Genomic DNA, 25,126 nt, shown 5'->3' on the forward strand with positions numbered 1-25,126 from the left:
ATCTCATTTTTTGCTTAATAAGTCAACAGCAGGACGATCAACAGGTGCCCAATCAAGAGTGTGGAGCAGGCTAGGTTCTAACCATTTGGAGTCTTGGTGTTCTAATAAAGTTAACTGTTCAGATAAGAGTTTAGCCTCAAAAGTCTTCATAACAACAGTTCCGAAGTCATAGTCATAAGAGGCTTCGTTGACGTAGTTCAACGCTTCAATATCAGCATTGAATTCCTCTTTGATTTCACGGATAAGTGCTTCTTGAGGAGATTCTCCGTCCTCTAATTTGCCACCCGGAAATTCCCAAAAACCAGCCAGTGATTTTCCTTCTGGACGCTGAGCACAGAAGTATTTCCCATCCTTCAAAATAGCAGCAGCAACGACGTTGATAATTTTTTTCGACATGGTGTTCTCCTTTGTTATAACACTATCATATCAAAAAAACTGGTTTATTAACATAATAGTTATTAACTTTAAAAAAATATTGTTTTTTGTAGCGAAATTTTATAAAAATGGGTAAAATAGAAGAAAAAGGAATCGAGGTACTATATGGGATATCCAGTGTTTGATGAATCGCAGGGACAACAAATTGTAGATGCTATTTTGAAGGGGTATAAGGCATATTTGGATGTACGGCTGAAGGCAAAGGAGGAGATGATAGTCTCTGCAGGTTTTGCATGGACAAAGCCTAATTATATTGATGATGCTGTTTCTAAAGCAAACTTACCATTTATAACAAATGATACCGTTCAGCATGCAGGTCAATCTTGGGAATATATCGAGTTTGAGAGTGAGAATACAGGCTTGGGTAAGGTATTACTCATTATCAAGGGCGAGGCTCGCTTGAAACAAAATTTTCCAAAAGTAGCAAAGGAAAAGGACGGTTACTTATTTGATCTTGCTGAAATCAATAATCGCTTTATTGCGGAGCAAATTAAGATTGATAATCATTCTAGTGAGCTCAAATTAGATAAGATTCAGTTAGAGCTTATTCAAGATGAGCAATTTGAAGCCTTAACTCACACCGAATCAACTTTTGATAATTTTTTGATTATAACACATCAAGTAGATAAAAGTTACCAAATGACAAAGATTCAAGTAGTGATGCCAGACGCACGTTATGGGAAATTATTGGAGTTGCAAGATTTATCCGAATATATCAGTTCAAGTTCAATCGATTTCACTGATGACAAATACCATAAATTTACAGACTTGTCTGATATTAACGATATCGAAGAATTTGGTATTCTACCACGTGTAGCTATTCAAAAACAAGGATAGTTGCTTTAGAAAGGGAATTTCCATGTTTAATGGTCATATTTTGGAAGAGTTGCGGTTGTTGCATGGGTTGACGCGCTCAGAGTTGGCTGAGAAATTGCAGGTGAGTGAGCAGGCGATTTGGCAGTTTGAGAACCAGCAGACAACACCTAAAATGAAGCATTTGATGGCTCTGTGTCAACTTTTCCATGTAGCGATTGATTATTTTGATAAAGCAGAGCAGCCGTCTCAATTTGATTTGAGTCGGATTGCTTTTCGGAATGCGGATTTGGAGACGAAAAAGACCATCCGTATTCAGACGATTTACCTTGAGAAATTAAATCAGATGATTGATTATTTGGAGCAGTTTGTGGAGATTCCGCATCAGATTATTTATGACTTGTGCAAGGAAACCAATCAGTTGTTTCAAGATGGTATAGCGATTCAAGAGATAGCGATGATGGCTCGGAAGGCGCTAACGATTGCTTCGGACAATAGTAATCTTCTCTATCATTTGGAAAAGTCGGGAATCTACATTTCAGAACGATTGATCAATGGGCAAGCAGATGCTTATAGTGCGTGGTCAAAGAATGGACGTCCCTTTATCATACTCGGAGTTGGAAAATCATCTGTCCGTCGTAACTTTGATTTGGCGCATGAGTTGGGTCACTTGTTACTGCATCAACAAATTGATTTTGAAGAGCTTTCAGTAGCTGATTTAGAGGAAAAAGAAAGAGAGGCAAATCAGTTTGCTTCCTATTTCTTGTTGCCAGAAGAAGAGTTTTTACGAGATTTTCATGATTTGGTAGGTAAGCGAGTGAGTAATCCAGATCAGTATGTCCTTTTGAAGCAGAAGTATCATGTCTCCATTCAGGCTTTGGAATATCGTGCTTACAAATTAAGTTTGCTGACACCACAGCAGAATGCTTATTTTTATAGACAGATTTCTAAAAAAGGTTATAAAATTGTTGAGCCCTTAGATACGGATATTCCGATAAAACATCCAAGCAAAATCAGAAGTATTTTGGAAGTGATTTTATCGCATAATTTATTGACCTTACCTGATTTGACAAGATCTCAGAAAGCTTCTACACAATACATCAGTCAATTATTTGGCTTTGATGACCAATTTTTTGACCCCTACCGTGAAACTGACACAAGATTTGATAACGTCATTCCTTTATTTTCGAGGAAAATGGGGTAGTTAAATAAGCATTCAAAAAGTTGTTGTGACGTTGTCTATCTAAAATAAACATCCCACGAGGTAATTTATGTCAGAATCTATTATACGCTTAGCGAGTCAGGGGAGCTTGGAGGAGGAGTTAGCTGAGTTAAAAGTGCAGCTAGCTGCCTTGCTGTCTGAGCGAGACGACCTATTGCTCCATGTTTGTAAAAATATTGAGATGGATTTTATGCTCAAGATTGGTCGGTTTGAGTATGAAGCTTTTCAGGCGCAGTGTGATTATCTGCGGGCAAAGCGGAAATGTGAAATGCTTCAGGCATTGAAAAATCGTCAAGAAAAGCCAAATTTAGCTGAAATTGAACGCCTGCTGGATGAGGAATTAAAAGAGTATATGGAGCGCTTGAAGGTGCAGTTTGAGGAGATTACCAAAGCGATTGAGCGTAGTCAGTATGCGACCTTGACGGAGGACGAAACCAAGGATTTAAAGCAATATTATCGTCAGATTATCAAGTGGCTTCACCCAGATTTGCATCCTGATATTTCAGATGAGGAGTTAAAACTTTTTCATGCGGCCGTGGCAGCTTACGAGGCAGCGGATTTAGAAACGGTTCGGATGATTTATGAGTTGCTGGTGGATAGAGCAGAAGACGAGACGCTCAGTAGCCATACGCTCTTGAAAAAGCGGATTGAGCAGTTGAGGGTACAAATTCAGCAACTAGAAGAGCAGATTGAAAACATCAAGTCTAACTATCCCTACATTTACAAAAATCTTTTGCAGGATGAGAAATGGGTAGCGGAGCGTCAAGAAATGTTAAGGAATGCTAAGGCTGATTTTATTAAAGCAAAAGAAAACTACGACAAGAGAATCAAGGAGTTGTTACGCTAGATGGACTTACAGAAGATAGACAAAGGAAATGATCTGGTCAGCCTTTTTCATCAAAAAGGTAGTGAAGTGGATTTCGCTCTGCCATTTGAGCGGGACATTTTCCTCTTTGATACCTATGTCGCAGGTGTCATGCACGTTGAGAATTTTGAAATGATTGAGCCAGATTTGAAAAATGGAGTGGAATTAGTCTTTCTCAGAGAACCCAATAATCCCTATGATGCGGAAGCCATTATGATTCAAACCCAAGCTGGGCAGAAAATCGGCTATGTCCCCAAGAAAGATAATGTGGTTTTTGCCCGTCTCATGGATGCCGGAAAACTTCTTATCGGCAAAATCCAAGAGAAAACCCAAAAAGGCAAATGGACTAAGATGGATATTGGGATTTATTTGAGGGATTGATTAGTGGGAAATAAATAGAGCATATGGAAGCAGAAGAGTATTCTGCTTTTTTGTATATTATATGCCTAGACGGCAGTCATCATCATAAAAAGTTTTATTGTCAGAATCACCCAAAGAGAGTATAATAGCTGTGTAATCGAATACATTTCGAAGCAACAAAAAAGCACCGAATCGGTGCGCATGACTAGACTATGGATATACCATATTTTAACTCAAAAGGACGTACCTTTTGGCTGTGTTGTTTCGAATGGTTCCAACACTGTCATTCTACCTCATTAAAGAGGATTTTGCAAGAGAATAGGAGAATTTTAATGGCAAAATTTAATCAAAAATATTCCATTGGCTTAGATATAGGGGTTTCTTCGGTTGGGTATGCTGTAGTTACAGAGGATCACAAAGTGCCAAGTTTTAAATTTCGTGTGTTTGGAGAAACAGAGAAAAAGTACATTAAGAAGAATCTAATTGGCTCAACAATTTTTGAGTCCGCAGAACCTGCTCAAGATACAAGATTATTTAGAACGAGTAGCCGTAGACTTGAAAGAAGAAATAACAGGATTAAATATCTACGTGAAATTTTTAAAGAGGAAATTGATAAGGTAGATAAAAACTTTTATCGCCGGCTGGATGAGACGTTTAGAATCGTAGATGACAAAAGTGATGATATCAGAATTAAACATCCTTTTTTTGGAAAAAAAGATTTAGAAAAAGAATTTCATCAGCAATATCCGACTATTTATCATTTAAGAAAATATTTAGCCGATATGCCTGACACTGAAGAAAAAGCTGACATCAGAGAAGTTTATATGGCGCTTTCTCATATTTTAAAATATCGTGGAAACTTCTTAACAACTCGTGATATAAATCCTAATAATATTGATATAAAAGAAAAATGGAAAGATTTTGTACTTGCTTGTCAAGAGTGTTTTGACATGGAATTACCTGACGGATATGAAGAGTTTTATACTGTCTTGAAAGAAAAATTAGCGCGTAAAGATAAAGTAAAAACAATGGTTTCTTTATTTCCAAAAGAAGAAAGTAAAAAAGATACAAGTGTTTTTAAACAATTATTACATTTGTTATTTGGATTATCTACAAAATTTAAAGTTTGTTTCGAGTTAGATGAAGAACCAGACTTAGACTTTTTAAAAGAGAATTATGATGAAAAATTATCGGAGTTACTATGTGTTATTTCTGATGATTTTTCTAATGTTTTTGCTTGTTTAAAATCTTTCAACGATACATTATTGCTTTCAGATATGCTAACTCATAAAGGAGGAACGCATGCTAGATTTTCAGCAACAATGATTGATAGATATGAAGAACACAGAAAAGATTTACAGCGGTTAAAATCTTTTGTAAAACAAAATTTATCAGAGCAAGATTATCTAGATATTTTCGGTAAAAAGACGGAGAAGGGATTTGTAGTTGATAAAGAGATAAGAGGTTATGCGGGATATATTAATAATAAGACAAAAATAGACGATTTTTATTCATATCTTAGTAATAAAATCAAAATGTTAGAAGGTGCTGATTATTTTCTAGATAAAATTGAACATAAAACGTTATTAAGAAAACTCAGAACAGTTGATAACGGTGCAATACCGAATCAAATTCATGCCTATGAATTTGTTAAAATAATTGATAGACAAGGGAAAAATTACCCATTCTTATTGGAAAATAAGGAGAAATTGCTAAAAATTTTAACTGTTCGAATTCCGTATTTTGTAGGACCTTTAGCACAAAAAGATGGCAGCCGATTTTCTTGGTATGTAAAGAATGAAGCACCAAATGTTTTAGATTCAGATGATGAGGATACTAAGGCTGGGAAAATTCGTCCCTGGAATATAGACCAGTTGGTTAATATGAATGAAACAAGAAAAGAATTTATTAATAATCTAATAGGAGAAGACACTGTTCTTTTAAATAAAAAAGTATTACCTAAAAGAAGTTTAATTTATGAAGAACTAATGCTACATAATGAATTAACGAGGGTGAAGTATAAAAATAAATATGGAAAGACTGATTCATTTAAATCTGATGTCAGGAAGGCTATTATTAAAGACTTGTTTAAAGATACATCTAAAAGAGTTACAGTGAAACAACTAGTGAATTATTTGCAGAACTGCCATGATGAATTAAAAGTTGTTGAGATAGTAGCTGGGGTAAGACAATCATTTAATGCCTCCTTGAAGACTTACAACGATTTTAAAAATATTTTTTCTGCACAGATGTTAGATTCTGAAGAATATCAAAATGAATTAGAAGAAATTGTAAAGATTATTACTGTATTTGAAGATAAGAAATCAATTAAAGATTATTTCAAGAAAAATTTTTCAAATTTTTTATCGGATGAACAAATTGATCAACTATCTAAATTAAGATATAAAGGATGGGGAGAATATTCACAAGAATTGTTGACGAATATACGAGATGAAGATACTGGATTTAATTTATTGCAATTTGTTAGGACAGATGATAGAAACAGAAATCTTCAACAGTTAATTTCTGACGATAAATTGTCCTTTAAACATAAGATTTCAGAAATCCAATCGCAATCTTTACAATCAGATACATTATCTGAAAGCATTAAAGAAATTGCAGGAAGTCCAGCGCTCAAGCGTGGCATTTTAAATAGTATCAAAATTGTTGATGAACTTGTAGATATTATTGGTTATCCACCTCAAAAAATTGTAATTGAAATGGCACGAGAAAATATGACAACAGAGGAGGGGAAAAAGAAATCAAAACCAAGAAAAACCAAACTTGAACAAGCTTTAAAGAGAATGGAAACAGATTTATTGGTTGATAATGGTAAAAATAAGGGGCAACTGAAATATAGTAACGAAGAACTACAATCAGAAAAACTCTATTTATATTGTCTGCAAAATGGGAAAGATATGTATTCGTTAGATAAGGATGGTAATCCGGAAACTATAGATTATAATCAATTAAATCAGTATGAAGTGGATCATATTATACCGTATAGCCATTTACCGATAGATTCTATTGATAATAAAGTCTTGACTCGTCGAATAAACAATCAGAATAAAGAAGCAAATATTCCAAATAAAGATATTGTTCGGAAAATGAAGCCTTTTTGGGAACAGCTTTATGAAGCAAAACTGATTTCACAAGTTAAATTTCAACGATTAACAACAGCAGAAAGAACACCTAATGGTGTTTTAACAGAGGATATGAAGGCAGGATTCATCGAACGTCAATTAGTTGAAACACGCCAGATTATTAAACATGTCGCTCGAATTTTAGATGGTCGATTTGAAAGTAGTAAAATTGTTACTTTAAAGTCTCAATTAGTATCTAACTTTAGAAATACTTTTCATTTACCTAAGATTAGAGAGTTAAACGATTACCATCATGCCCATGATGCTTATTTGAATGTTGTTATTGCCCAAACTTTGTTAAAAGCATATCCGAAATTGGCACCAGAACTAGTTTATGGTCAGTATAGAAAATTTAATCGTCATGAGGAAAATAAAGCAACAGTCAAAAAACATTTGTATTCAAATGTAATGAAATTTTTCAACAGTCCAGAAACTAAAGTTAGTAAAGAAGTTTGGAGCTGTAGTAGGGATTTACCTATTATTAAAAAAGTTTTATATAAATCTCAAATTAATTTTGTTAAAAGGACAGTGATAAAAAAGGGTGGTTTCTTTAATCAAAATCCTGTTGGTCAAAATTCTACGAAACTAGCACCAGAAAATCTCTATCCAATAAAGCAGGGGTTAAATCCATCTATTTATGGAGGATACGGGCCGCTAAATTCAGCCCTTTCAGTTCTAATAATAGCAGAGAAAATGAATAATAGAACCAATAAAACAAAACTAGTAAAAGAACTTCATGATATTGATATTATTGATTATAAGAGATTCAATGAAAATCCAATTGATTTTCTCAATAGTCCAGAATTCTTAAGTAAAAATGATTTTTCTAGAGTAAAAAACTATATTCAGATTCCTAAATATTCTTTAGTTCAACAAGCTAATGGTGGAAAAATGATGATTGAAAGTTCTACAAATTTACATAAGGCAACACAATTTAAATTGACTGAATCCCAAAGTGAACTCTTTTATCATATGAAACGTTATTTGACAAAATCAAATTTGATGGATTTAAAGGATGAAATGGCAGTTAAAGAAAGTGTTAACTTTATTGAACAACATAGCGATGAATTTGATAAACTTGCAGAAGCAATATTTAATTTCTCCAGAAAATACCTTGGTGAAACAGCAGGTTTAAAATCATTAGAATCAGGTTATAACAACCGGAACTTTAAAGATTTTCAATGTAACGATGAAGTAGTTAGATATTATTATGAGAATTTTTTAAAGATGTTTGAATTTGTAAAAAGTGGAGTTAGTAGAGATATTAAAACTTACTTTTCTGAAAAAAATTCAGTTGCGAGACCAAGATATAAGCCAAATTCTAAATTACTCTCAGCCACCCTCATCCACCAATCCATCACAGGTCTTTACGAAACTCGCATTGATTTGAGTAAGTGGGGAGAAGAGTAATGGGATGGCGAACAGTAGTTGTTAATACACATTCAAAATTATCCTACAAAAATAACCATTTGATTTTTAAAGATGCTTATAAAACAGAGATGATTCATCTGTCTGAGATTGATATTCTGTTACTGGAAACAACAGATATAGTATTGTCTACAATGTTAATAAAGCGTCTTGTAGATGAGAATATTTTAGTGATATTCTGTGATGATAAACGATTGCCAACAGCTATGATCATGCCTTATTATGCAAGGCATGATTCTAGCTTGCAATTGAGCAATCAAATTGCATGGGGAGAAGATATCAAATGTGAGGTTTGGACAACCATCATTGCTCAGAAAATTTTGAATCAGAGTATGTACTTGGGAGAATGTTCGTTCTTTGAAAAGTCTCAATCCATTATGGACTTGTATCATAGTTTAGAGCCATTTGATCCGAGTAATCGTGAAGGGCATGCTGCGCGTATTTATTTTAATACTTTGTTCGGGAATGATTTTTCACGGGAGCAGGATAATGACATCAATGCAGGACTTGACTATGGTTATACGTTACTATTAAGCATGTTTGCGCGTGAGGTGGTAGTGTGTGGGTGCATGACACAATTTGGTCTGAAGCATGCCAATCAGTTCAACCAGTTTAATTTTGCCAGTGATGTCATGGAGCCGTTTCGTCCCATTGTGGATAGGATTATCTATGAAAACCGCAATAATTCTTTTGTCAAAATGAAGCGTGAGTTGTTCACGATATTTTCAGAGACGTATCTTTATAATAACAAAGAAATGTACCTCTCAAATATTGTCAGTGATTATACGAAAAAGGTCGTGAAGGCGTTGAATAATCAAGGAAAAGGAGTTCCTGAGTTTAGGATATGAGTTATCGGTATATGCGTATGATTTTAATGTTTGATATGCCAACGGATACAGCTGAGGAACGCAAGGCATATCGTAAATTTAGGAAGTTTTTACTTGGTGAAGGTTTTATCATGCACCAATTTTCTGTTTACAGTAAGTTGCTGCTTAATAATTCTGCTAACAAGGCGATGATAGACCGTCTTCAAGAGAACAACCCTAAAAAAGGGAGTATTACTTTATTGACAGTGACGGAGAAACAATTTGCTCGGATGATTTATTTACACGGAGCCCGTAATCAGAGTATTGCCAATTCAGATAGTCGAGTCGTGTTTTTAGGGGAGGCATACGATGCTGAAGATTAATTTTCCGATTTTAGATGAACCCTTGACGTTAGAAAATGGGACGATTCTTGTTATCAAAGATGTGGCAATATTTTCAAATCTAATCAAGCAGCTTTATGACTATGATGAGGATGGCGAACTCAAATTATTTGATAGCAAGTTAAAATCACTTAAAGAATCTGAGCTTATGGTAGTAACAGATATCTTAGGATATGATATCAATGCCCCTGCCCTTTTGAAGCTAATCCATGCGGATTTGGAATCACAGTTCAATGATAAGCCGGAAGTTAAATCAATGGTTGAAAAGTTAGCTGCAACGATCACAGAATTGATTGCCTTTGAATGTTTGGAAAATGAACTGGACTTGGAATTTGATGAGATTACAATTTTGGAGTTGATTAAGGCTTTAGGTGTAAAAATCGAAACACAAAGTGATACCATTTTTGAAAAATGTTTTGAAATACTACAAATTTTTAATTACCTCAGTAAAAAGCGCCTTTTGATTTTTGTAAATAGCGGAGCTTATTTAACAAAAAAGGAAATGGGAAAGTTATTGGAGTACATTCGACTGTCTAACCAAACAGTATTATTTTTAGAACCAAGACGACTGTACGATTTTCCTCAATATGTTTTGGATGAAGATTACTTTTTGATGGCAGAAAATAATATGTAAATACGAATAAAAAGGTGTTGAAACAAACTCTGGATACTTCTTTGTAGTAGGTATTAAATATATAAAAGTGTAGCTAAAGTACTTGAAAATGTTGAATTGAAAGGCTTTTTGAGGTACAATAAGAGTAGCATAATGGAAGCATTTGAAACTGAAGTCTAGCTGGGATGAATGGCGCGATTACGAAATTTTCTAGATTCAAAATGGTCTACGAGGTTTTAGAGCTGTGTTGTTTCGAATGGTTCCAAAACCGCACCGTCACCGTACTTGATTTTTGTATTGTTTTAGAGCTGTGTTGTTTCGAATGGTTCCAAAACGTTACTCCTTTTCCACCTGCAAGAGAAGAAGTTTTAGAGCTGTGTTGTTTCGAATGGTTCCAAAACTATTGCAGATGATAAAGCACTAGCCGACAAGTTTTAGAGCTGTGTTGTTTCGAATGGTTCCAAAACAAGCGAGACAACTTACCGAGACAAAGAACTGTTTTAGAGCTGTGTTGTTTCGAATGGTTCCAAAACGGCAGTTGCTGTCTCATCCCTTAGCAATTAGTTTTAGAGCTGTGTTGTTTCGAATGGTTCCAAAACATGTATTCGGATGAATTTAAAAAGATGAAGGTTTTAGAGCTGTGTTGTTTCGAATGGTTCCAAAACCACAAGCTTAGCCCACTCTCGATAGCAAGCGTTTTAGAGCTATGTTGTTTCGAATGGTTTCAATACTAAAATCATATGGGCATTCTAACTGTTAAGTTTGAGCAGTTGGATATTTTGGGCTCTGCTATTAGCTTGTATTTAAGTTGGACAAAAGGAGCGTGCTAAGATGTTCCTGCCTAATTAGGGGGAATGTATTTTTACTTAAAGTCCTGTAGCACGATGTGTTTTTCCAGTTAATAGTATAGAGAGGCGTGAGCCTCTTTTTTTGACTCCATAAAATTTTTTTAAGAGGATTTAAAATTTATATATTATGCAAATGAAGAAATTACTGATAAGATAGCTACTATAAAAACACAAGGAGAGAAAAAATGAAACAGAAATTTTTAGCAGGTGTCTTATCAGCGGTAGCGATTTTAACATTGGCAGCTTGTGGAACAGGTAGTGCTTCAAAATCGACAACTTCCTCTTCATCAGCAGCAGATGATGATACGTTTACCTATGCAATTGACGGGGACCCAAGTTCAACCAATCCAATCAATACAAGTGATCGCTGGGGCTTGACTTTGACAAACTTTATTTACTCACCATTGATTCGAGTAGAAGCAGATGGCAGCTATGTCAATGAATTGGCAGATAGTTACGAAATCGCTGAAGATGGGTTGAGCATTACAGTGAAATTGCGTCAAGATGTGAAATGGTCAGATGGCGAAACCTTCACAGCTGATGACGTTATCTTTACTTACAATCAAAAAGTGAAGGAAGAAAATGGAAATGCAGATGGCCTTTACATCAATGAAAAACCTGTTACCTTTGAAAAAGTCGATGACTATACGGTGAAGTTTGTCTTGCCAGCAGTGAGTGCAGCGGCTCTAGACAACATCGTGACAGAAACCTACATCATTCCTGAACACATCTTCAATGATGAGGCTGACTTCTCTGTAGCAGAATTGAAAAACACGCCAGTCGGAACAGGTCCTTACAAATTTGTAGAATACAAACATGGTCAATTTATCAAGCTAGAAGCCAATGAAGAATACTACAAAGGGGAGCCTGAAATTGACAACCTTGTTCTTCGGATTATCACCAGTGCTGACACACGTAAAGTTGCTCTTCAAACGGGTGAGGTGGATGCATCCTTTGTTCTTCCAACAGACATAGAGGACTTGGATACAAAAACAATTAAGACCTATGCGTATACAGAAAACCGTGTTGGTTACCTTGGATTGAATACGACAACTCCTGAATTGAAAGATGTTCGCGTTCGTCAAGCTCTTCTATTTGCTTTGAATAAGGACGAGATGAATCAAGCGGCTTACTTGGATAAAAAATATTATGAAACACCGTATTCATTCTTGCCAGTTGCCAATCCATATACAACTGATAAAGTTGAAAAATATGAGCAAAATGTAGAAACGGCTAAGAAACTCTTGGCAGATGCAGGTGTCAGCAACTTGAAGGTCAACTTGGGTTATAATTCATCTGATGCGGCGCAAACTTTACAAGCAACCTTGATCCAAGAGCAGTTGTCACAAATCGGTGTGACAGTTGAATTGGCAGGTGGAGATTCAACAGCGCTCTTTACAGAATTGCGCAAGGAAGGTTCTGTGGCTTATGACCTCTTCCTAGGTGGTTACATCATGGGGAATGACCCTGACCAATACACACGTCTCTTCAAAGTAGGCGGCGGTTCTAACTACTTTAAGCTGGATTCGGCCAAAGTGAACGGACTTTTTGAACAAGGTTCAGTAGAGTTGGACAAAAAGAAACGTGAAACCATCTACGATGACTTGCAAGCAGCAATTGCTGATGAAGCAGCCATCTATCCAATCGTTGACAACAAGAAAATCTTAGCTGTCAACAACCGCGTGAGTGGTGTGGAAGAAACAGGCTTGATTCCGATTTATACCTTTGAAGATCCGTCACACTTGACGATGAAAGACTAACAAGGAAAGAGGATGAGTTTGAGAGTTTCCTTCTCAAACTCGTTTTCTGGTTTTTATAAAACCAACCCTTTTATAGGAGCATGTATGTTTAAATATATTGTCAAACGAATCGCACAAGCGATTCCCTTACTATTGTTGATTTCCTTTATTGTATTTTCTTTGATACAGGCGGCGCCCTTTGATGTCATTGATTCTTTAGCGACGCCCAATATGACAGCAGAGCAAATTGAATTGTTAAAAGAACAAAATGGCTTGAATGAGCCCTTTTTGGTGCAGTATTTTGTCTGGTTGAAAAATATTCTAATAGGAAACTTTGGTCATTCTTTGTTAACGCAGCACAGTATTGCAGCGGATTTGGCAGAGAAATTGCCCAATACGATTTCCCTGGTATTGCCAGCCTATGTGACAGCCTTGCTTGCGGCGATTGCATTAGGATTGCTTGCAGCGGCTAATCGTGGTAAGTGGATAGACCGTGCCGTGGATGCCTTTGCTTCTTTGGGAATTGCGGTGCCCACCTTCTGGTTTGCCATGATTTTGATTTATGTGTTTGGTTATCGTTTGAATTTGTTACCATTTATTGGAATGCATACGCTGGGGAAGGAAGGACAATTTGGGGACTTTCTAGCCCACTTTATCCTTCCCTATATCACTTTGGTGATGGCCTTTATGCCAGAGTTGATTCGTTATATCCGGACATCGGCTATCATCGAGATGGATAAGGATTATGTGACAGTGCAGGAAGCTTTTCAGGCTAAGAAGAGTGAGGTTTTTGGGAAACACATTGCACGAAATGTATTGATTCCAATTGTCACCCAGATTGGGATGGCCTTGCCGATGTTAGTAACAGGGGCTTTGATTACGGAGACCATTTATGCTTGGCCGGGCGTTGGTCCTTATCTTACTTCTGCGACCAAGGCTTTGGATTATCCAATTATTATGGCAGTCATGCTCTTGTCAGCGAGCCTTGTTATCCTAGGGAATCTGCTGTCAGATATTTTGTATTCACTGGTAGATCCGCGTATCACGAGAGGAGGGGAATAGGATGTTTTGGAAACCATTTAAAGAAGAGTTGCTAGCGTCACCTCTCTATCTTTTTTCTGTCCTTTTTCTGCTGGCCTTATTAGTCCTATCCTTATTGGCACCTGTTTTGCCCTTGGATCCTAATACGACCAATGTCAGTCAGATGAATCAGGCCCCTAATTTGGAACATTTTTTTGGCACAGATAATGTGGGACGGGATTATTTTGCCCGCGTTCTTTATGGTGGGCGAATTTCTCTCCTTGTAGGTGTCCTTGCCATGATGGCGTCCGTCATGATTGGGAGTGTCATCGGGATTGTTGCTGGTTATTTTGGTGGGAACATCGATAGTTTTCTCATGCGGACGGTAGATGTGCTGTCCTCAATTCCGTGGTTGGTACTGGTTATCGTTCTTAGTGTCTTTTTAAAACCTGGTTTGACTACGATTATTGTGGTTATCGGCGGTTTTTCGTGGATGAGCATTGCCCGTTTGGTGCGGGCGGAAACCCTATCTGCAAAAACAAATGACTATGTCCAATACGCTCGTTTTATCGGTGTGAGACCCATGACGATTATTTTTCGTCATATCTTACCATCTATTTTACCGACCTTGATTGTAGCGGCTTCGACTAGTATTTCGTCAGCGATTATGACAGAATCAGCCCTTAGTTTTTTAGGAATTGGTATTCAACAGCCCTTGGCTTCTTGGGGAAGTCTCTTGCAAAATGCCCAATCCACCTTGCAGAGTGCTCCATATATGGCGATTTTGCCAGGGATTTTCATTCTGCTGACCATCTATTCCTTTAATAACATCGGAGATTTAATCCGTGATGCCTTGCAGAAGGAGGTGGCCTAATGTCGACAAGTATTCTTTTAGAAAACCTACAGATTACAACCAAAAAGGGCAAGGAAATCAAGACCTTGGTTGAAGACGTGACCCTGAAAGTCCCTAAAGGAAAGGTATTAGGGCTGGTGGGAGAGTCAGGAAGCGGAAAGAGCTTGACGGTCAAGTCCATTATGGGGATTCAGCCCAAAGAAGTATCTGTTAGCTACGACCGTCTGGAGTTTGAAGAAAAAAAAGTCGTGACAGGGGAAGCTCTTCCGATTGCCATGATTTTCCAAGATCCGATGACGTCTCTCAATCCTTTGCGGAAAATTGGCTATCATTTGGAAGAAATTATCAAGCGTTTTACTCCTCAGTTGACAGCTACAGAACGGCAAGAGAAGATGGTGGATATGCTATCAAAGGTGGGCATTCCTCAGCCAGAACAGCGCCTGAATCAGTACCCTTTTGAATTTTCAGGAGGTATGAGGCAACGGATATTGATTGCTATGGCCTTGTTGGCAGAACCTCGTGTCCTCATTGCAGATGAGCCAACGACAGCTCTTGATGTGACCATTCAAGCCCAAATTCTGGCGCTTATTAAGGAATTGCAGGAGAGTCTGGGTCTGACGGTAGTGATTGTCAGTCATGATTTTGGAGTTATTGCAGGATTATGTGATGAAGTAAAAGTCATGCGGGCAGGGCAAGTGGTCGAAGAAGGAACCGTTGAAGATATTTTTGACAACCCACTTCACCCATATACCCAAGAACTCCTTCAAGCAGCTCGTTTAGAAGGGCAAAATGCAGAGGTTGCAACGTCTGAAAGAATTGTACAGGAAGGGAAGTTAGTCCCTGTATCAGACACCCATTTTGTACGGAAAGGAGGCAAACTATGAGGAAAGAAGCACTGATCAGCATTCAGAATGTCAAGAAGGTGTATCGGAAGAAAAATATTCTCGGTCAAGAAAGTCAGCAGATAGCCGTTAATGGTGTGGATTTAACCTTATATAAGGGAGAAACGCTTGGGTTGGTGGGTGAATCTGGCAGCGGAAAATCTACGCTTTCCAAGTTGATTTTGGGATTGGAAGAGCCGACAGAGGGTCAAATTAACTACGTGGGACTGACGCAAGAAGATTTAGACAATCAGGCTCTGCAAATCATCTATCAGGATCCTTTTTCAGCTCTCAATCCTCATCTTTCTGCCTTGGAATTGGTCAAGGAACCTCTTTATCGTTTGCCAAATGAGGAAGCTGACACATTAGCGCGAACAGTATTAGACCGAGTTGGTATCCATGAAGAAGATATAAACAAACGTCCTAAATCTTTTAGTGGTGGACAACGACAGCGGATTGGAATTGCGCGTGCGGTAGTCAGTCGGCCTCAGTTTATTGTATGTGATGAACCGACTTCCGCCCTTGATGTGTCGATTCAAGCCCAGATTTTACAACTGTTGGCTGAATTACAAGAAGAATTTCATCTGTCCTATCTCTTTATTTCCCATGATTTGACAGTAGTTCGGCATTTTGCTCAACGGATAGCAGTCTTGTACAAGGGAGCCTTGGTGGAGTTGGCGCCAGCTGAGAACTTGTTTGCCAATCCGCAACATCCTTACACTCGCTACCTTCTCTCAGCTAATCTTCCCTTGTCTCCTCAACTGGCACGAGAACAACTGAGTCAAGTATCTAGTCAGGTACAAAACTTTGAATTGACTGAAGCATTTGACTGGGTCGAAATCGAACCGGAACATTTTGTGAGAATAAACAAAAACTAGATTCCAAATGGTGTCTAGTTTTTTTCTATTAAAAATTCTTTATCCCCTCTTAAATTTTATATATTAGACAGAGAATTATTCTCATGATAAGATAATAAAAAACGAGGAGAGGAGTACCAGATATGGCAAAGGTGATTGTTGGAATTACAGGAAATGAGAAGGAAATGCCAGCTATGTCTGGTATCAAATATGTCGCTATAGCGCGTGATTTGTCTGAAGCTGTCAAAGAAGCAGGTGGCTTACCGATTGTGATTCCGATTGGTCAACCAGAATTAGCTAAAGACTATATTGACATGATTGACAAATTGGTCCTCTCAGGCGGACAACATGTGGATCCACGCTTTTATGGTGAGGAAAAAGAGATTGATAGTGATGATTACCTCTTAGCGCGTGATGAGTTTGAATTGGCACTGATTCGCGAAGCCTTGAAGCAAGGAAAACCAATTTTTGCCGTTTGTCGTGGGATGCAATTGCTCAATGTAGCTCTGGGTGGAACTTTGCAACAATCTATCGACAATCATTGGCAGGAAGAGGTTGAAGGAACTTCTCACTCTTTACAAATCCGTCCTCACAGCCGTGTCAGCAAACTCTTCCAAGAAGGGACGTCTATTAACTCCCTTCATCGTCAACGGATTAAAGACTTGGCACCAGGCTTGGTCGCAACGGCTCTCGATCCCCGAGATGGGACGATTGAAGCCTATGAAAGTCAAGCTGGACATTCTCTCCTAGGAATCCAATGGCACCCAGAATTTTTAATTCGGAAATGCGAAAGTAATCGGAGATTGTTCCGCTACCTTGTTCATCAGTTGTAACAGGAAATCCTATTCATTACAATGAATAGGTATTTTTGTGACCTTGGATATAGTTAAAAACTATATCTTTTACAAAAAGGCTATAAATAATTTTAAAGTCCCACTTAAAAATTCTATACTAGGCAGATGGCATTCCTTATGATAAGATAAGAACAGTTAGATGAACAGGGAATGAGATATTTCCTGACAAAAGGAGACTTATTATGAAATTTAAAAAATGGTTTGGTTTAGCAACAGTTGCAGCCGTGTCAGTGGTTGCTTTAGCAGCTTGTGGAGGCGGTTCAAAATCTGCTTCTACTTCTAAAGAAGATGCCAATACAATCAAGGTTGGTGTAATGAGCTTGAGTACATCAGAGGAAGCACGCTGGGACAAGGTTCAAGAACTCTTGGGTGATGAAGTGAAATTGGAGTTTACTCAATTTACAGATTACTCACAGCCTAACCGTGCAGTTGTCGAAGGTGAAGTCGATATCAACGCTTTCCAACATTACAATTTCTTGAACAACTGGAATGAAGAAAACGGTGAAGAATTGGTAGCTATTGCAGATACCTATATCGCACCAATCCGTCTTTACTCTGGTACAGAAGGTGGAAAAAACAAATATAAATCGGTAGATGAGATTCCAAATGGTGCTGAAATTGCTGTACCAAATGACCCAACAAATGAAAGCCGTGCCCTGTACTTGCTTCAATCAGCTGGTTTGATTAAATTGGATGTATCTGGTGAAGAATTGGCAACGATTGTCAATATCAAAGAAAATCCTAAAAAATTAACCATTACAGAATTGGATGCCAGCCAAACAGCAAGTTCTCTTGAGTCGGTAGCAGCAGCAGTTGTCAACAATACATTCGTGATTGAATCTGGTTTGGATTACAAAAATGCCCTATACAAAGAGCAAAAAGACGAAAACTCTGCTCAATGGTACAACTTAATTGCAGCAAAACCAGATTGGGAAAAATCTGACAAAGCAGCAGCAATCAAGAAAATTGTCAAAGCTTACCAGACAGATGATGTGAAAAAAATTATCGAAGAAACTTCAGATGGTATGGATGAGCCAGTTTGGTAAAAAGGAAGAAGATGAGGCGTGTGCGAGCATACGCCTCCTTTGCCTTATTTAAAGGAGTAGAAAATGGAAGCACAAGCACGATTGGAAAAACAAAAAAAGTTTGAAACGGACAAGACCATTCAGTCTTATTTTGAAGAGTTAAAGGTCCTAATTACTAAGAAGTCTATCTTTGCACAACAAATTGGCCTGTTAGAAGTTGCGACATATTTGAAGGATTTATTTGAAAAAGCAGGAGCGTCTGTGGTGCTTGATGATAGTTTTGCAGCTCCCTTTGTCATGGCGAAGTTTGCCAGCCCAAATCCAAATGCCAAGACTATTATTTTTTATAATCATTATGATACGGTACCAGCTGATGGCGACCAGATTTGGACGGATCAGCCCTTTGAAGTCAGCGTTCGTGATGGTCACTTGTATGGGCGTGGAGTAGATGATGACAAGGGACATATCATCGCTCGCTTGACAGCTGTTCAGAAGTATTTGGAAAAGCATGATGCTCTACCTGTTCATATCCTCTTTATCATGGAGGGAGCTGAGGAGTCGGCTTCCGTAGATTTGGAAAAATACCTTGTCAAGTATCAAAAGGAATTGGCTGGCGCAGACCTCTTGATTTGGGAGCAAGGCATCCGCAATATTAAGGATGAGTTGGAGATTTCAGGGGGAAACAAGGGAATTGTGACCTTTGATGTGCGGGTGAAAAGTGCCGATTTGGATATCCATTCCTCTTATGGAGGGGTGGTAGATTCGGCTTCGTGGTATTTGCTCAATGCCCTCCAGTCCATGCGGGCGACAGATGGCCGTATCTTGGTGGATGGCATTTATGAAAAAGTGATGGCGCCAAATGAACGGGAATTAGCCTTGGTAGAAGAGTTTGCCTTGGCTAGTCCTCAAACGGTGAAAGAGATTTATGGTTTGACCCTACCAACCTTGGTAGAAGAACGTAGAGAATTTTTGAAACGTCTATACTTTGAACCATCTATGACCATTGAAGGCTTGTCTACTGGTTATCTGGGACAAGGGGTCAAGACAATTGTTCCTGCAGAAGCTAGTGCTAAGATGGAAGTCCGCTTAGTGCCGGGACTCGAGCCACAGTATGTGCTGGACAAGATTCGCCAACATTTGATAAAATATGGTTTTGAGAAGGTGGATGTTATTTATACGTTGGGGGAAATGAGTTATCGGAGTGATATGTCAGCTCCAGCTATCCAGCGTCTGATTGAAGTGGCAAAACAACACACACCAGAAGGCGTAGCAGTGCTTCCAACGTCACCGGGTACAGGACCAATGCACACGGTCTTTCATGCCTTGCAAGTGCCGATTGCGGCCGTTGGCATGGGCAATCCCAATAGCCATGACCATGCAGGGGATGAAAATGTTCGCATTGAAGATTATGTCCATCATATCGAATTAGTAGAGGAGTTTATTGCAACCTATGAAGAAAGAAATGATTAAATTAGACCACATTGACGTGACCTTCCGTCAGAAAAAACGCGTCATTGAAGCGGTCAAGGATGTGACGATTCACATCAACCAAGGTGATATTTACGGGATTGTAGGCTACTCAGGTGCGGGGAAATCCACTCTGGTACGGGTCATCAATCTCTTACAGGTCCCGTCAGCAGGAAAAATCACCATTGATGAGGATGTGATTTTTGACGGAAACGTTACATTAAATGCAGCAGAGCTACGGCAAAAACGTCGGGATATTGGGATGATTTTCCAGCATTTCAATCTGATGGCGCAATCTACGGCCGCTGAAAATGTGGCTTTTGCTCTGAAGCATTCTGGGCTTTCCAAGGAAGAAAAGAAAGAAAAAGTCGCTAAATTGTTGGAATTGGTTGGCCTGTCTGACCGTGCGGACAACTATCCGTCCCAATTATCTGGTGGACAGAAGCAGCGGGTTGCCATTGCGCGTGCCTTGGCGAATGACCCTAAAATCTTGATTTCAGATGAAGCGACCTCTGCCCTTGATCCGAAAACAACGAAACAAATCTTAGCCTTGTTACAGGAATTGAACCAAAAATTGGGACTGACTATTGTCCTCATTACCCATGAAATGCAAATTGTCAAAGACATTGCCAACCGTGTAGCCGTTATGCAAAATGGTCGCCTGATTGAAGAAGGGTCTGTCCTTGAGATTTTTTCCCACCCAAAAGAAGCCTTGACACAGGATTTCATCAGTACAGCAACAGGAATTGATGAAGCCATGGTCAAGATTGAAAAGCAGGATGTGGTGCGTGAGCTACAAGTAGGTGAAAAGTTGGTACAGCTGAAATATGCAGGCCATGCGACAGATGAGCCACTTTTGAACCAACTCTACCGTGATTATCAAGTGACAGCTAATATTCTTTATGCGAATATCGAAATTTTAGACAATACACCAGTCGGTGAAATGGTTGTTATCTTGTCAGGGGTGACGGAAAATGTCCAAGAAGCCTTGACGAGCATCCAGCAACAAAATGTTGAAGTGACTATCTTGAAGGAAGGAAATTAAATGATAACAAGTATCTTAGAATTTATTCAGACAAATTTTCCTGACATCTATAAGATTGGTTGGGATGGCCAGACAGGTTGGTGGACAGCGACCTACCTTACTTTTTATATGACCTTTGCCTCCTTTGCAGTTGGGGGTGTAATGGGTTTGATTACAGGTCTTGCTCTCGTTTTGACGGGTCCTGGTGGTGTCAAAGAAAATAAGGTAATTTTCTGGATTTTAGACACTATTTCTTCTATTTTCCGTGCCATTCCCTTTATTATCTTGTTGGGAATTATTTCACCTGTGACCAAAATGATTGTGGGGACTACGATTGGCCCCAATGCCGCGCTAGTAGCGTTGGCACTCTCAGTCTTTCCATTCTACGCCCGTCAAATCCAAGTAGTCTTGTCAGAGTTGGATGGTGGCGTGATTGAAGCGGCCGAAGCCTCAGGCGCGACTTTCTGGGACATTGTCTTTGTCTACCTAAGAGAAGGTTTACCAGATATTATCCGCGTAACGACCTTTGCCCTCGTATCGCTCGTCGGTTACACAGCGATGGCCGGTGCGATTGGTTCAGGCGGACTGGGGCAAGTCGCCCTTGTCTATGGACACCAACGCTGGAACTACGATGTAACCTTCCTTGCCACTATCTTAATCCTCCTCATGATTTTCATCATCCAATTTATCGGAGATTACTTGTCACGGAAACTTAGTCATAAATAAGCTAGAAAATATGTAGTTAACCAACTACATATTTTTATTTGGTTCGTTTTTTATTTTTAGCCCAAAAAAAGTTGAAACAAAACAATATTGAAAGCGCATACTAAAATGAAATATAATAATATTGCGGAAAGGAGGGAAATTCTTGTTGAGGGAATTTATAAAAAAAGAATATATTCAGTTTGATGTGGATGCAGTTGATTTTATAGATGCAATTCGAATAGCAACTCGTCCTTTACTGGAGGATGGAGCGATTACTCAAGAATACATTGAGGAAATTATTCGTATTTATAAATCAACAGGTCCATATATTGTTATTACAAAAAATATTGCGATGCCTCATGCTCCATCTTCAAAAGGTGCATTACGTCTGGCGTTAGGGTTTACTAGACTAAAAACACCAGTGATATCAGGAAATGAACATAATGATCCTGTATTGATTTTATTTAGTTTAAGTGCTCCAGATAGTGAATCTCATTTAGAGATGTTATCACATTTAGTAGAGGTATTGAGTGATGATAAATCCAAACAGTTATTGTTAGATACTCACGATTCGGATCAAATTATTCAAATTTTAAATAAATAAAAAGGAGTTTAGCTTATGCATAAAGCGCTAGTTGCCTGCCGAGCAGGTGTCGGATCCAGTTTGATGTTGAAAATTAAGGTACAAGAAGTTGTCAGAGAAAATGGATGGGATATCCAGATTGAACATTCATCATTAGATGGAGTGCCAGGATTTGACGGTGATATTTTGGTAACATTAGTGGATGTTGCTGAAGAACTGGTTGAAAAAGGTATTCCACAAAAGGTTGTGGGAATTACAAATATTGTAGATAAAGAAGAAATCAAATCAAAATTAGAAGCAGTGCTCTAATGATAAAAGGAGAAAAAAATGAAATTTATTATTAGTTTATTAAGTACACCTGCAGTTCTCTTAGGGTTGGTTGCATTTGTTGGTCTAGTTGCACAGAAAAAGTCTCGTGTTGATGTACTGACAGGCACTTTCAAAACAATCATTGGCTTTCTAGTATTCAGCGCAGGTGGATCAATTATGACAGGAGCATTACAAAATTTTAATGCAATGTTCCAATCTGGTTTTAATATCCAAGGTGTTATTGCTTCACCAGAAGCTGCAACAGCCCTCGCACAAACAGAATATGCCCTAGTTACGTCTTCGACCTTAATCTTGGGTTTTGTTATGAATTTGGTCATAGCTCGTATCACTCCCTTTAAAAATATCTTTTTTACAACAGGACATAGTCTATTCTTTGCCTGTGTACTATCGCTCATTTTAAAAGCTCATGGTTTATCTGATGTAGTAGCGATTCTTGTGGGAGGTACACTCCTTGGTTTTATGTCAGCCTTCTTGCCAGAATTATGTCAACCATTTATGAGAAAAATTACGGGTGGAGATACTACAGCTATCGGTCACTTTAATATGATTGGCTATTCTTTAGCTGGTTACATTGGAAAACTCTTTAGTAAACACCAAGAAGAAAGCACTGAAAAAATCAACTTTCCAAAATGGTTGTCTTTCTTTAGAGATTTCTTGATGGGAGTATCAGTGATTATGCTGGTTCTATTCTATGTATCAGCATTAGCAGCAGGTAAAGAGATGGTGCAAGAAATGGCTGGCAGTCAACACTGGTTGGTTTATCCACTCATTCAAGCTTTTACTTTTGCAGCAGGTATGTCTGTTTTGATGACAGGTGTACGGATGTTCTTGGCAGAAATTACAGCAGCGTTTGTATCTATCTCTGAAAAATTCATTCCAAATTCTCGTCCAGCGCTTGATGTCCCTACGGTCTTTCCATTTGCTCCTACCGCAGTAATTGTTGGGTTCTTATCAGCATATGCTGCGGGACTTCTAGCTGTAGTAGTTATGGTGGCTTTAAAGTTCCCAGTAATTATTATCCCTGCAGCACATATCTGTTTCTTCTCAGGTGGTACTGCAGCAGTATTTGGTAATTCTACTGGTGGTTGGCGTGGCGCAATTGCAGGTTCTTTTGTTGCAGGTTTACTATTAGCTTTTCTACCAGTAGTACTTTATCCAGTATATGGAGGAATGGGAATTGAAGGATCAACTTTCCCGAATATTGACTATAATGTTATTGGTATACTGCTTGACAAGATTTTGGGTCTCTTCCATTAATAAATAGCCTAGCTTTATTTGCTAGGCTATCTTTTAACAAAGTATAGTTTCAGAGGAGGAAAAGATGAGGCTATCAGGAATTATTACTGCTATGGTAACACCTTTTGATGAATTTGAACACATTAATTATAATGCGACTGCTCAGCTCATTGAATTTTTAATTGGAAAAGGTGTTTCAGGTATTTTTATTCTAGGAACAAATGGCGAATTTCAGGTATTAACAACTGAAGAAAAAATTAAATTTGCTCAATTTGTTGTTGAAAAGGTAAAGAAACGTGTGCCAATCATTGTTGGTGTTGGAGGAAATAGCACAAGAGAAGTCATTACATTAGCAGAACAGATGAATGCAATTGGTGTTGACTATTTATCAGTCATTACTCCATACTTTAATTCCCTTACAGAGGATGAACTCTATCAACATTATTGTAATATCGCAGAACATAGTCCAGTTCCGATTCTATTGTATAATATTCCAAAAATAACAGGGAATCCGCTCACAATTGAATTGGTGACCAAGTTGGCTGAAGAAAACAATATTATAGGCATAAAGGATAGTAGTGGGAATATCGAAAATATAAAAGGATATATTAAAAATACAAAAGATAAAAATTTTGATGTTTTGATAGGCTCAGATTCATTGATATTAGAAGCGCTTAAACTTGGTGCAAGAGGAGCAGTTGCAGCCACCTCTAATGCAATTATTGAAAATGATTTACGGATTTATTCAGAATTCATATCAGGAAATTTAGAGGCTGCGCAAGAAGCTCAAAATTCTATTGAAGAATTCAGAAGGATCTTAAAATATGCTACTATACCTGCAGTTTTAAAACAGACAATTATGCTACGTGGTATTAATGTGGGGCAGGCGAGAAGACCAGTTCTACCAGTAAAAGAAAAGTACCTAGATGATATAGAAAAGGTAATGTTAAAGTATATAGAAGAAGCAGAGGGGTATTATGCAAAAAATTGACACTTTACAGAGATTGTTGAAATCGACTGTGATGGCTATTGTACGTGTTGAAACAATTGAAAGAGCACAACAAATAGTAGATGGCTGTTTAGCTGGTCAAATTGATTGTTTGGAAATTAGCTATACTAATGCAAATGCTTCAGATATCATTTCACAGTTGAATACAATTTATGAAAATAAAATTTTAGTAGGTGCAGGAACTGTACTTGATTCTGAAACAGCTAGACTAGCTATTTTAGCCGGTGCTAAGTTTATCATTGCTCCAAATTTTAATCAAGATGTAGCGAGATTATGTAATAGATATCAAATTCCCTATATGCCTGGTTGTACAACCTATACTGAAGCAGTTGTAGCGTTGGAGCATGGAGCATCTATGATCAAAGCGTTTCCGATTTCTAATTTTTATGGATACCAATTGGGATCTATTTTTAAGACACCATTACCTTACCTTCCACTAATGTCTTCTGGAGGCGTAACTATTGATAATATAACAAATTGGCTAGAGAGTGGTGTAGAAGTGTTGGGGGTGGGGAGCTTACTAACAAAAGGAACAACGGAGGAAATTGCATTTAATGCACAATTGCTACGCCAAGCAGTTGAAAAATTTTCGGATAGGAAGTGAGGGAG

24 protein-coding genes and 1 CRISPR repeat array are annotated in these 25,126 nt (G+C 38.1%); of the genes, 23 read left to right on the forward strand and 1 reads right to left on the reverse strand.

The annotated features are described in order from the left end of the window. Positions 1 to 3 precede the first annotated feature (3 nt). Positions 4 to 396 (reverse strand): (deoxy)nucleoside triphosphate pyrophosphohydrolase, encoded by a 393-nt coding sequence (locus A3I9_RS0103120; protein ID WP_018377626.1) that lies wholly within the window; start codon positions 394 to 396, stop codon positions 4 to 6. 144 nt (positions 397 to 540) lie between these two features. Here A3I9_RS0103120 and A3I9_RS0103125 point away from each other — a divergent pair, with 144 nt between their 5' ends. The 23 genes from A3I9_RS0103125 (at position 541) to A3I9_RS0103235 (ending at position 25,121) form a co-directional block, all read left to right on the forward strand. Further along, on the forward strand, positions 541 to 1,272 hold the full coding sequence (locus A3I9_RS0103125) for a spr1630 family ClpXP-sensitive toxin (RefSeq protein WP_018377627.1): 732 nt from the start codon (positions 541 to 543) through the stop codon (positions 1,270 to 1,272). A 22-nt stretch (positions 1,273 to 1,294) separates the two neighbouring features. Next, positions 1,295 to 2,452 (forward strand): spr1629 family repressor/antitoxin, encoded by a 1,158-nt coding sequence (locus A3I9_RS0103130; RefSeq protein WP_018377628.1) that lies wholly within the window; start codon positions 1,295 to 1,297, stop codon positions 2,450 to 2,452. Between the two features lie 67 nt (positions 2,453 to 2,519). Further along, positions 2,520 to 3,317 (forward strand): hypothetical protein, encoded by a 798-nt coding sequence (locus A3I9_RS0103135; RefSeq protein ID WP_018377629.1) that lies wholly within the window; start codon positions 2,520 to 2,522, stop codon positions 3,315 to 3,317. Next, positions 3,318 to 3,716, forward strand: a complete 399-nt coding sequence (locus A3I9_RS0103140; protein ID WP_018377630.1) for an HIRAN domain-containing protein — start codon at positions 3,318 to 3,320, stop codon at positions 3,714 to 3,716. Between the two features lie 311 nt (positions 3,717 to 4,027). Next, complete coding sequence (gene cas9 / locus A3I9_RS0103145) at positions 4,028 to 8,248, forward strand: type II CRISPR RNA-guided endonuclease Cas9 (RefSeq protein WP_018377631.1); 4,221 nt, start codon at positions 4,028 to 4,030, stop codon at positions 8,246 to 8,248. Beyond that, positions 8,248 to 9,114 (forward strand): type II CRISPR-associated endonuclease Cas1, encoded by an 867-nt coding sequence (gene cas1, locus A3I9_RS0103150; protein ID WP_018377632.1) that lies wholly within the window; start codon positions 8,248 to 8,250, stop codon positions 9,112 to 9,114. The genes cas9 and cas1 overlap by 1 nt, the downstream gene beginning before the upstream one ends. Next, the gene (gene cas2, locus A3I9_RS0103155; RefSeq protein ID WP_018377633.1) at positions 9,111 to 9,455 is read left to right on the forward strand and encodes a CRISPR-associated endonuclease Cas2; all 345 of its coding nucleotides are present in this window, start codon (positions 9,111 to 9,113) and stop codon (positions 9,453 to 9,455) included. The genes cas1 and cas2 overlap by 4 nt, the downstream gene beginning before the upstream one ends. Beyond that, positions 9,442 to 10,107 carry a type II-A CRISPR-associated protein Csn2 gene (gene csn2 / locus A3I9_RS0103160; RefSeq protein ID WP_018377634.1) on the forward strand — a complete coding sequence of 222 codons (666 nt, stop codon included), beginning with the start codon at positions 9,442 to 9,444 and terminating at the stop codon, positions 10,105 to 10,107. Before cas2 ends, csn2 begins: the two co-directional genes overlap by 14 nt. A gap of 212 nt (positions 10,108 to 10,319) precedes the next feature. Beyond that, positions 10,320 to 10,817: direct repeats of the CRISPR family, unit length 36 nt; unit sequence GTTTTAGAGCTGTGTTGTTTCGAATGGTTCCAAAAC. Positions 10,818 to 11,119: 302 nt separating this feature from the next. Then, positions 11,120 to 12,694: an ABC transporter substrate-binding protein gene (locus tag A3I9_RS0103165; protein WP_018377635.1), complete on the forward strand. Its 1,575-nt coding sequence runs from the start codon at positions 11,120 to 11,122 to the stop codon at positions 12,692 to 12,694. Positions 12,695 to 12,778: 84 nt separating this feature from the next. Continuing rightward, positions 12,779 to 13,735, forward strand: coding sequence for an ABC transporter permease (locus A3I9_RS0103170; RefSeq protein WP_018377636.1), 957 nt, complete (start codon positions 12,779 to 12,781; stop codon positions 13,733 to 13,735). Position 13,736: 1 nt separating this feature from the next. Next, entirely contained in the window at positions 13,737 to 14,567 is an 831-nt protein-coding gene (locus A3I9_RS0103175; RefSeq protein ID WP_018377637.1) for an ABC transporter permease, read from the forward strand. After that, positions 14,567 to 15,430, forward strand: a complete 864-nt coding sequence (locus A3I9_RS0103180; RefSeq protein WP_018377638.1) for an ABC transporter ATP-binding protein — start codon at positions 14,567 to 14,569, stop codon at positions 15,428 to 15,430. The genes A3I9_RS0103175 and A3I9_RS0103180 overlap by 1 nt, the downstream gene beginning before the upstream one ends. Next, entirely contained in the window at positions 15,427 to 16,305 is an 879-nt protein-coding gene (locus tag A3I9_RS0103185; RefSeq protein WP_018377639.1) for an ATP-binding cassette domain-containing protein, read from the forward strand. Before A3I9_RS0103180 ends, A3I9_RS0103185 begins: the two co-directional genes overlap by 4 nt. Before the next feature lie 122 nt (positions 16,306 to 16,427). Then, a complete protein-coding gene (locus A3I9_RS0103190; protein WP_018377640.1) occupies positions 16,428 to 17,117 on the forward strand; it encodes a gamma-glutamyl-gamma-aminobutyrate hydrolase family protein in 690 nt (229 codons plus the stop codon). Between the two features lie 203 nt (positions 17,118 to 17,320). Then, positions 17,321 to 18,184, forward strand: coding sequence for a MetQ/NlpA family ABC transporter substrate-binding protein (locus A3I9_RS0103195; protein WP_018377641.1), 864 nt, complete (start codon positions 17,321 to 17,323; stop codon positions 18,182 to 18,184). A 63-nt stretch (positions 18,185 to 18,247) separates the two neighbouring features. Beyond that, a complete protein-coding gene (locus tag A3I9_RS0103200) occupies positions 18,248 to 19,633 on the forward strand; it encodes a M20/M25/M40 family metallo-hydrolase (RefSeq protein WP_018377642.1) in 1,386 nt (461 codons plus the stop codon). Continuing rightward, a complete protein-coding gene (locus tag A3I9_RS0103205) occupies positions 19,614 to 20,675 on the forward strand; it encodes a methionine ABC transporter ATP-binding protein (protein WP_018377643.1) in 1,062 nt (353 codons plus the stop codon). The genes A3I9_RS0103200 and A3I9_RS0103205 overlap by 20 nt, the downstream gene beginning before the upstream one ends. Positions 20,676 to 20,687: 12 nt before the next feature. Next, on the forward strand, positions 20,688 to 21,380 hold the full coding sequence (locus A3I9_RS0103210) for a methionine ABC transporter permease (RefSeq protein WP_026217306.1): 693 nt from the start codon (positions 20,688 to 20,690) through the stop codon (positions 21,378 to 21,380). Between the two features lie 145 nt (positions 21,381 to 21,525). Next, positions 21,526 to 21,963, forward strand: a complete 438-nt coding sequence (locus A3I9_RS0103215) for a PTS sugar transporter subunit IIA (protein WP_245538924.1) — start codon at positions 21,526 to 21,528, stop codon at positions 21,961 to 21,963. Between the two features lie 15 nt (positions 21,964 to 21,978). Further along, complete coding sequence (locus A3I9_RS0103220) at positions 21,979 to 22,251, forward strand: PTS sugar transporter subunit IIB (protein WP_018377646.1); 273 nt, start codon at positions 21,979 to 21,981, stop codon at positions 22,249 to 22,251. Positions 22,252 to 22,269: 18 nt separating this feature from the next. Next, complete coding sequence (locus A3I9_RS0103225) at positions 22,270 to 23,529, forward strand: PTS ascorbate transporter subunit IIC (RefSeq protein ID WP_018377647.1); 1,260 nt, start codon at positions 22,270 to 22,272, stop codon at positions 23,527 to 23,529. Positions 23,530 to 23,593: 64 nt separating this feature from the next. Then, positions 23,594 to 24,499: a 4-hydroxy-tetrahydrodipicolinate synthase gene (gene dapA, locus A3I9_RS0103230; RefSeq protein ID WP_018377648.1), complete on the forward strand. Its 906-nt coding sequence runs from the start codon at positions 23,594 to 23,596 to the stop codon at positions 24,497 to 24,499. After that, positions 24,486 to 25,121: a beta/alpha barrel domain-containing protein gene (locus A3I9_RS0103235; protein ID WP_018377649.1), complete on the forward strand. Its 636-nt coding sequence runs from the start codon at positions 24,486 to 24,488 to the stop codon at positions 25,119 to 25,121. The genes dapA and A3I9_RS0103235 overlap by 14 nt, the downstream gene beginning before the upstream one ends. The last annotated feature ends 5 nt before the right edge of the window (positions 25,122 to 25,126 follow it).

The sequence above is a fragment of the Streptococcus ovis DSM 16829 genome, from assembly GCF_000380125.1.
Taxonomy (GTDB): Bacteria; Bacillota; Bacilli; order Lactobacillales; family Streptococcaceae; genus Streptococcus; species Streptococcus ovis.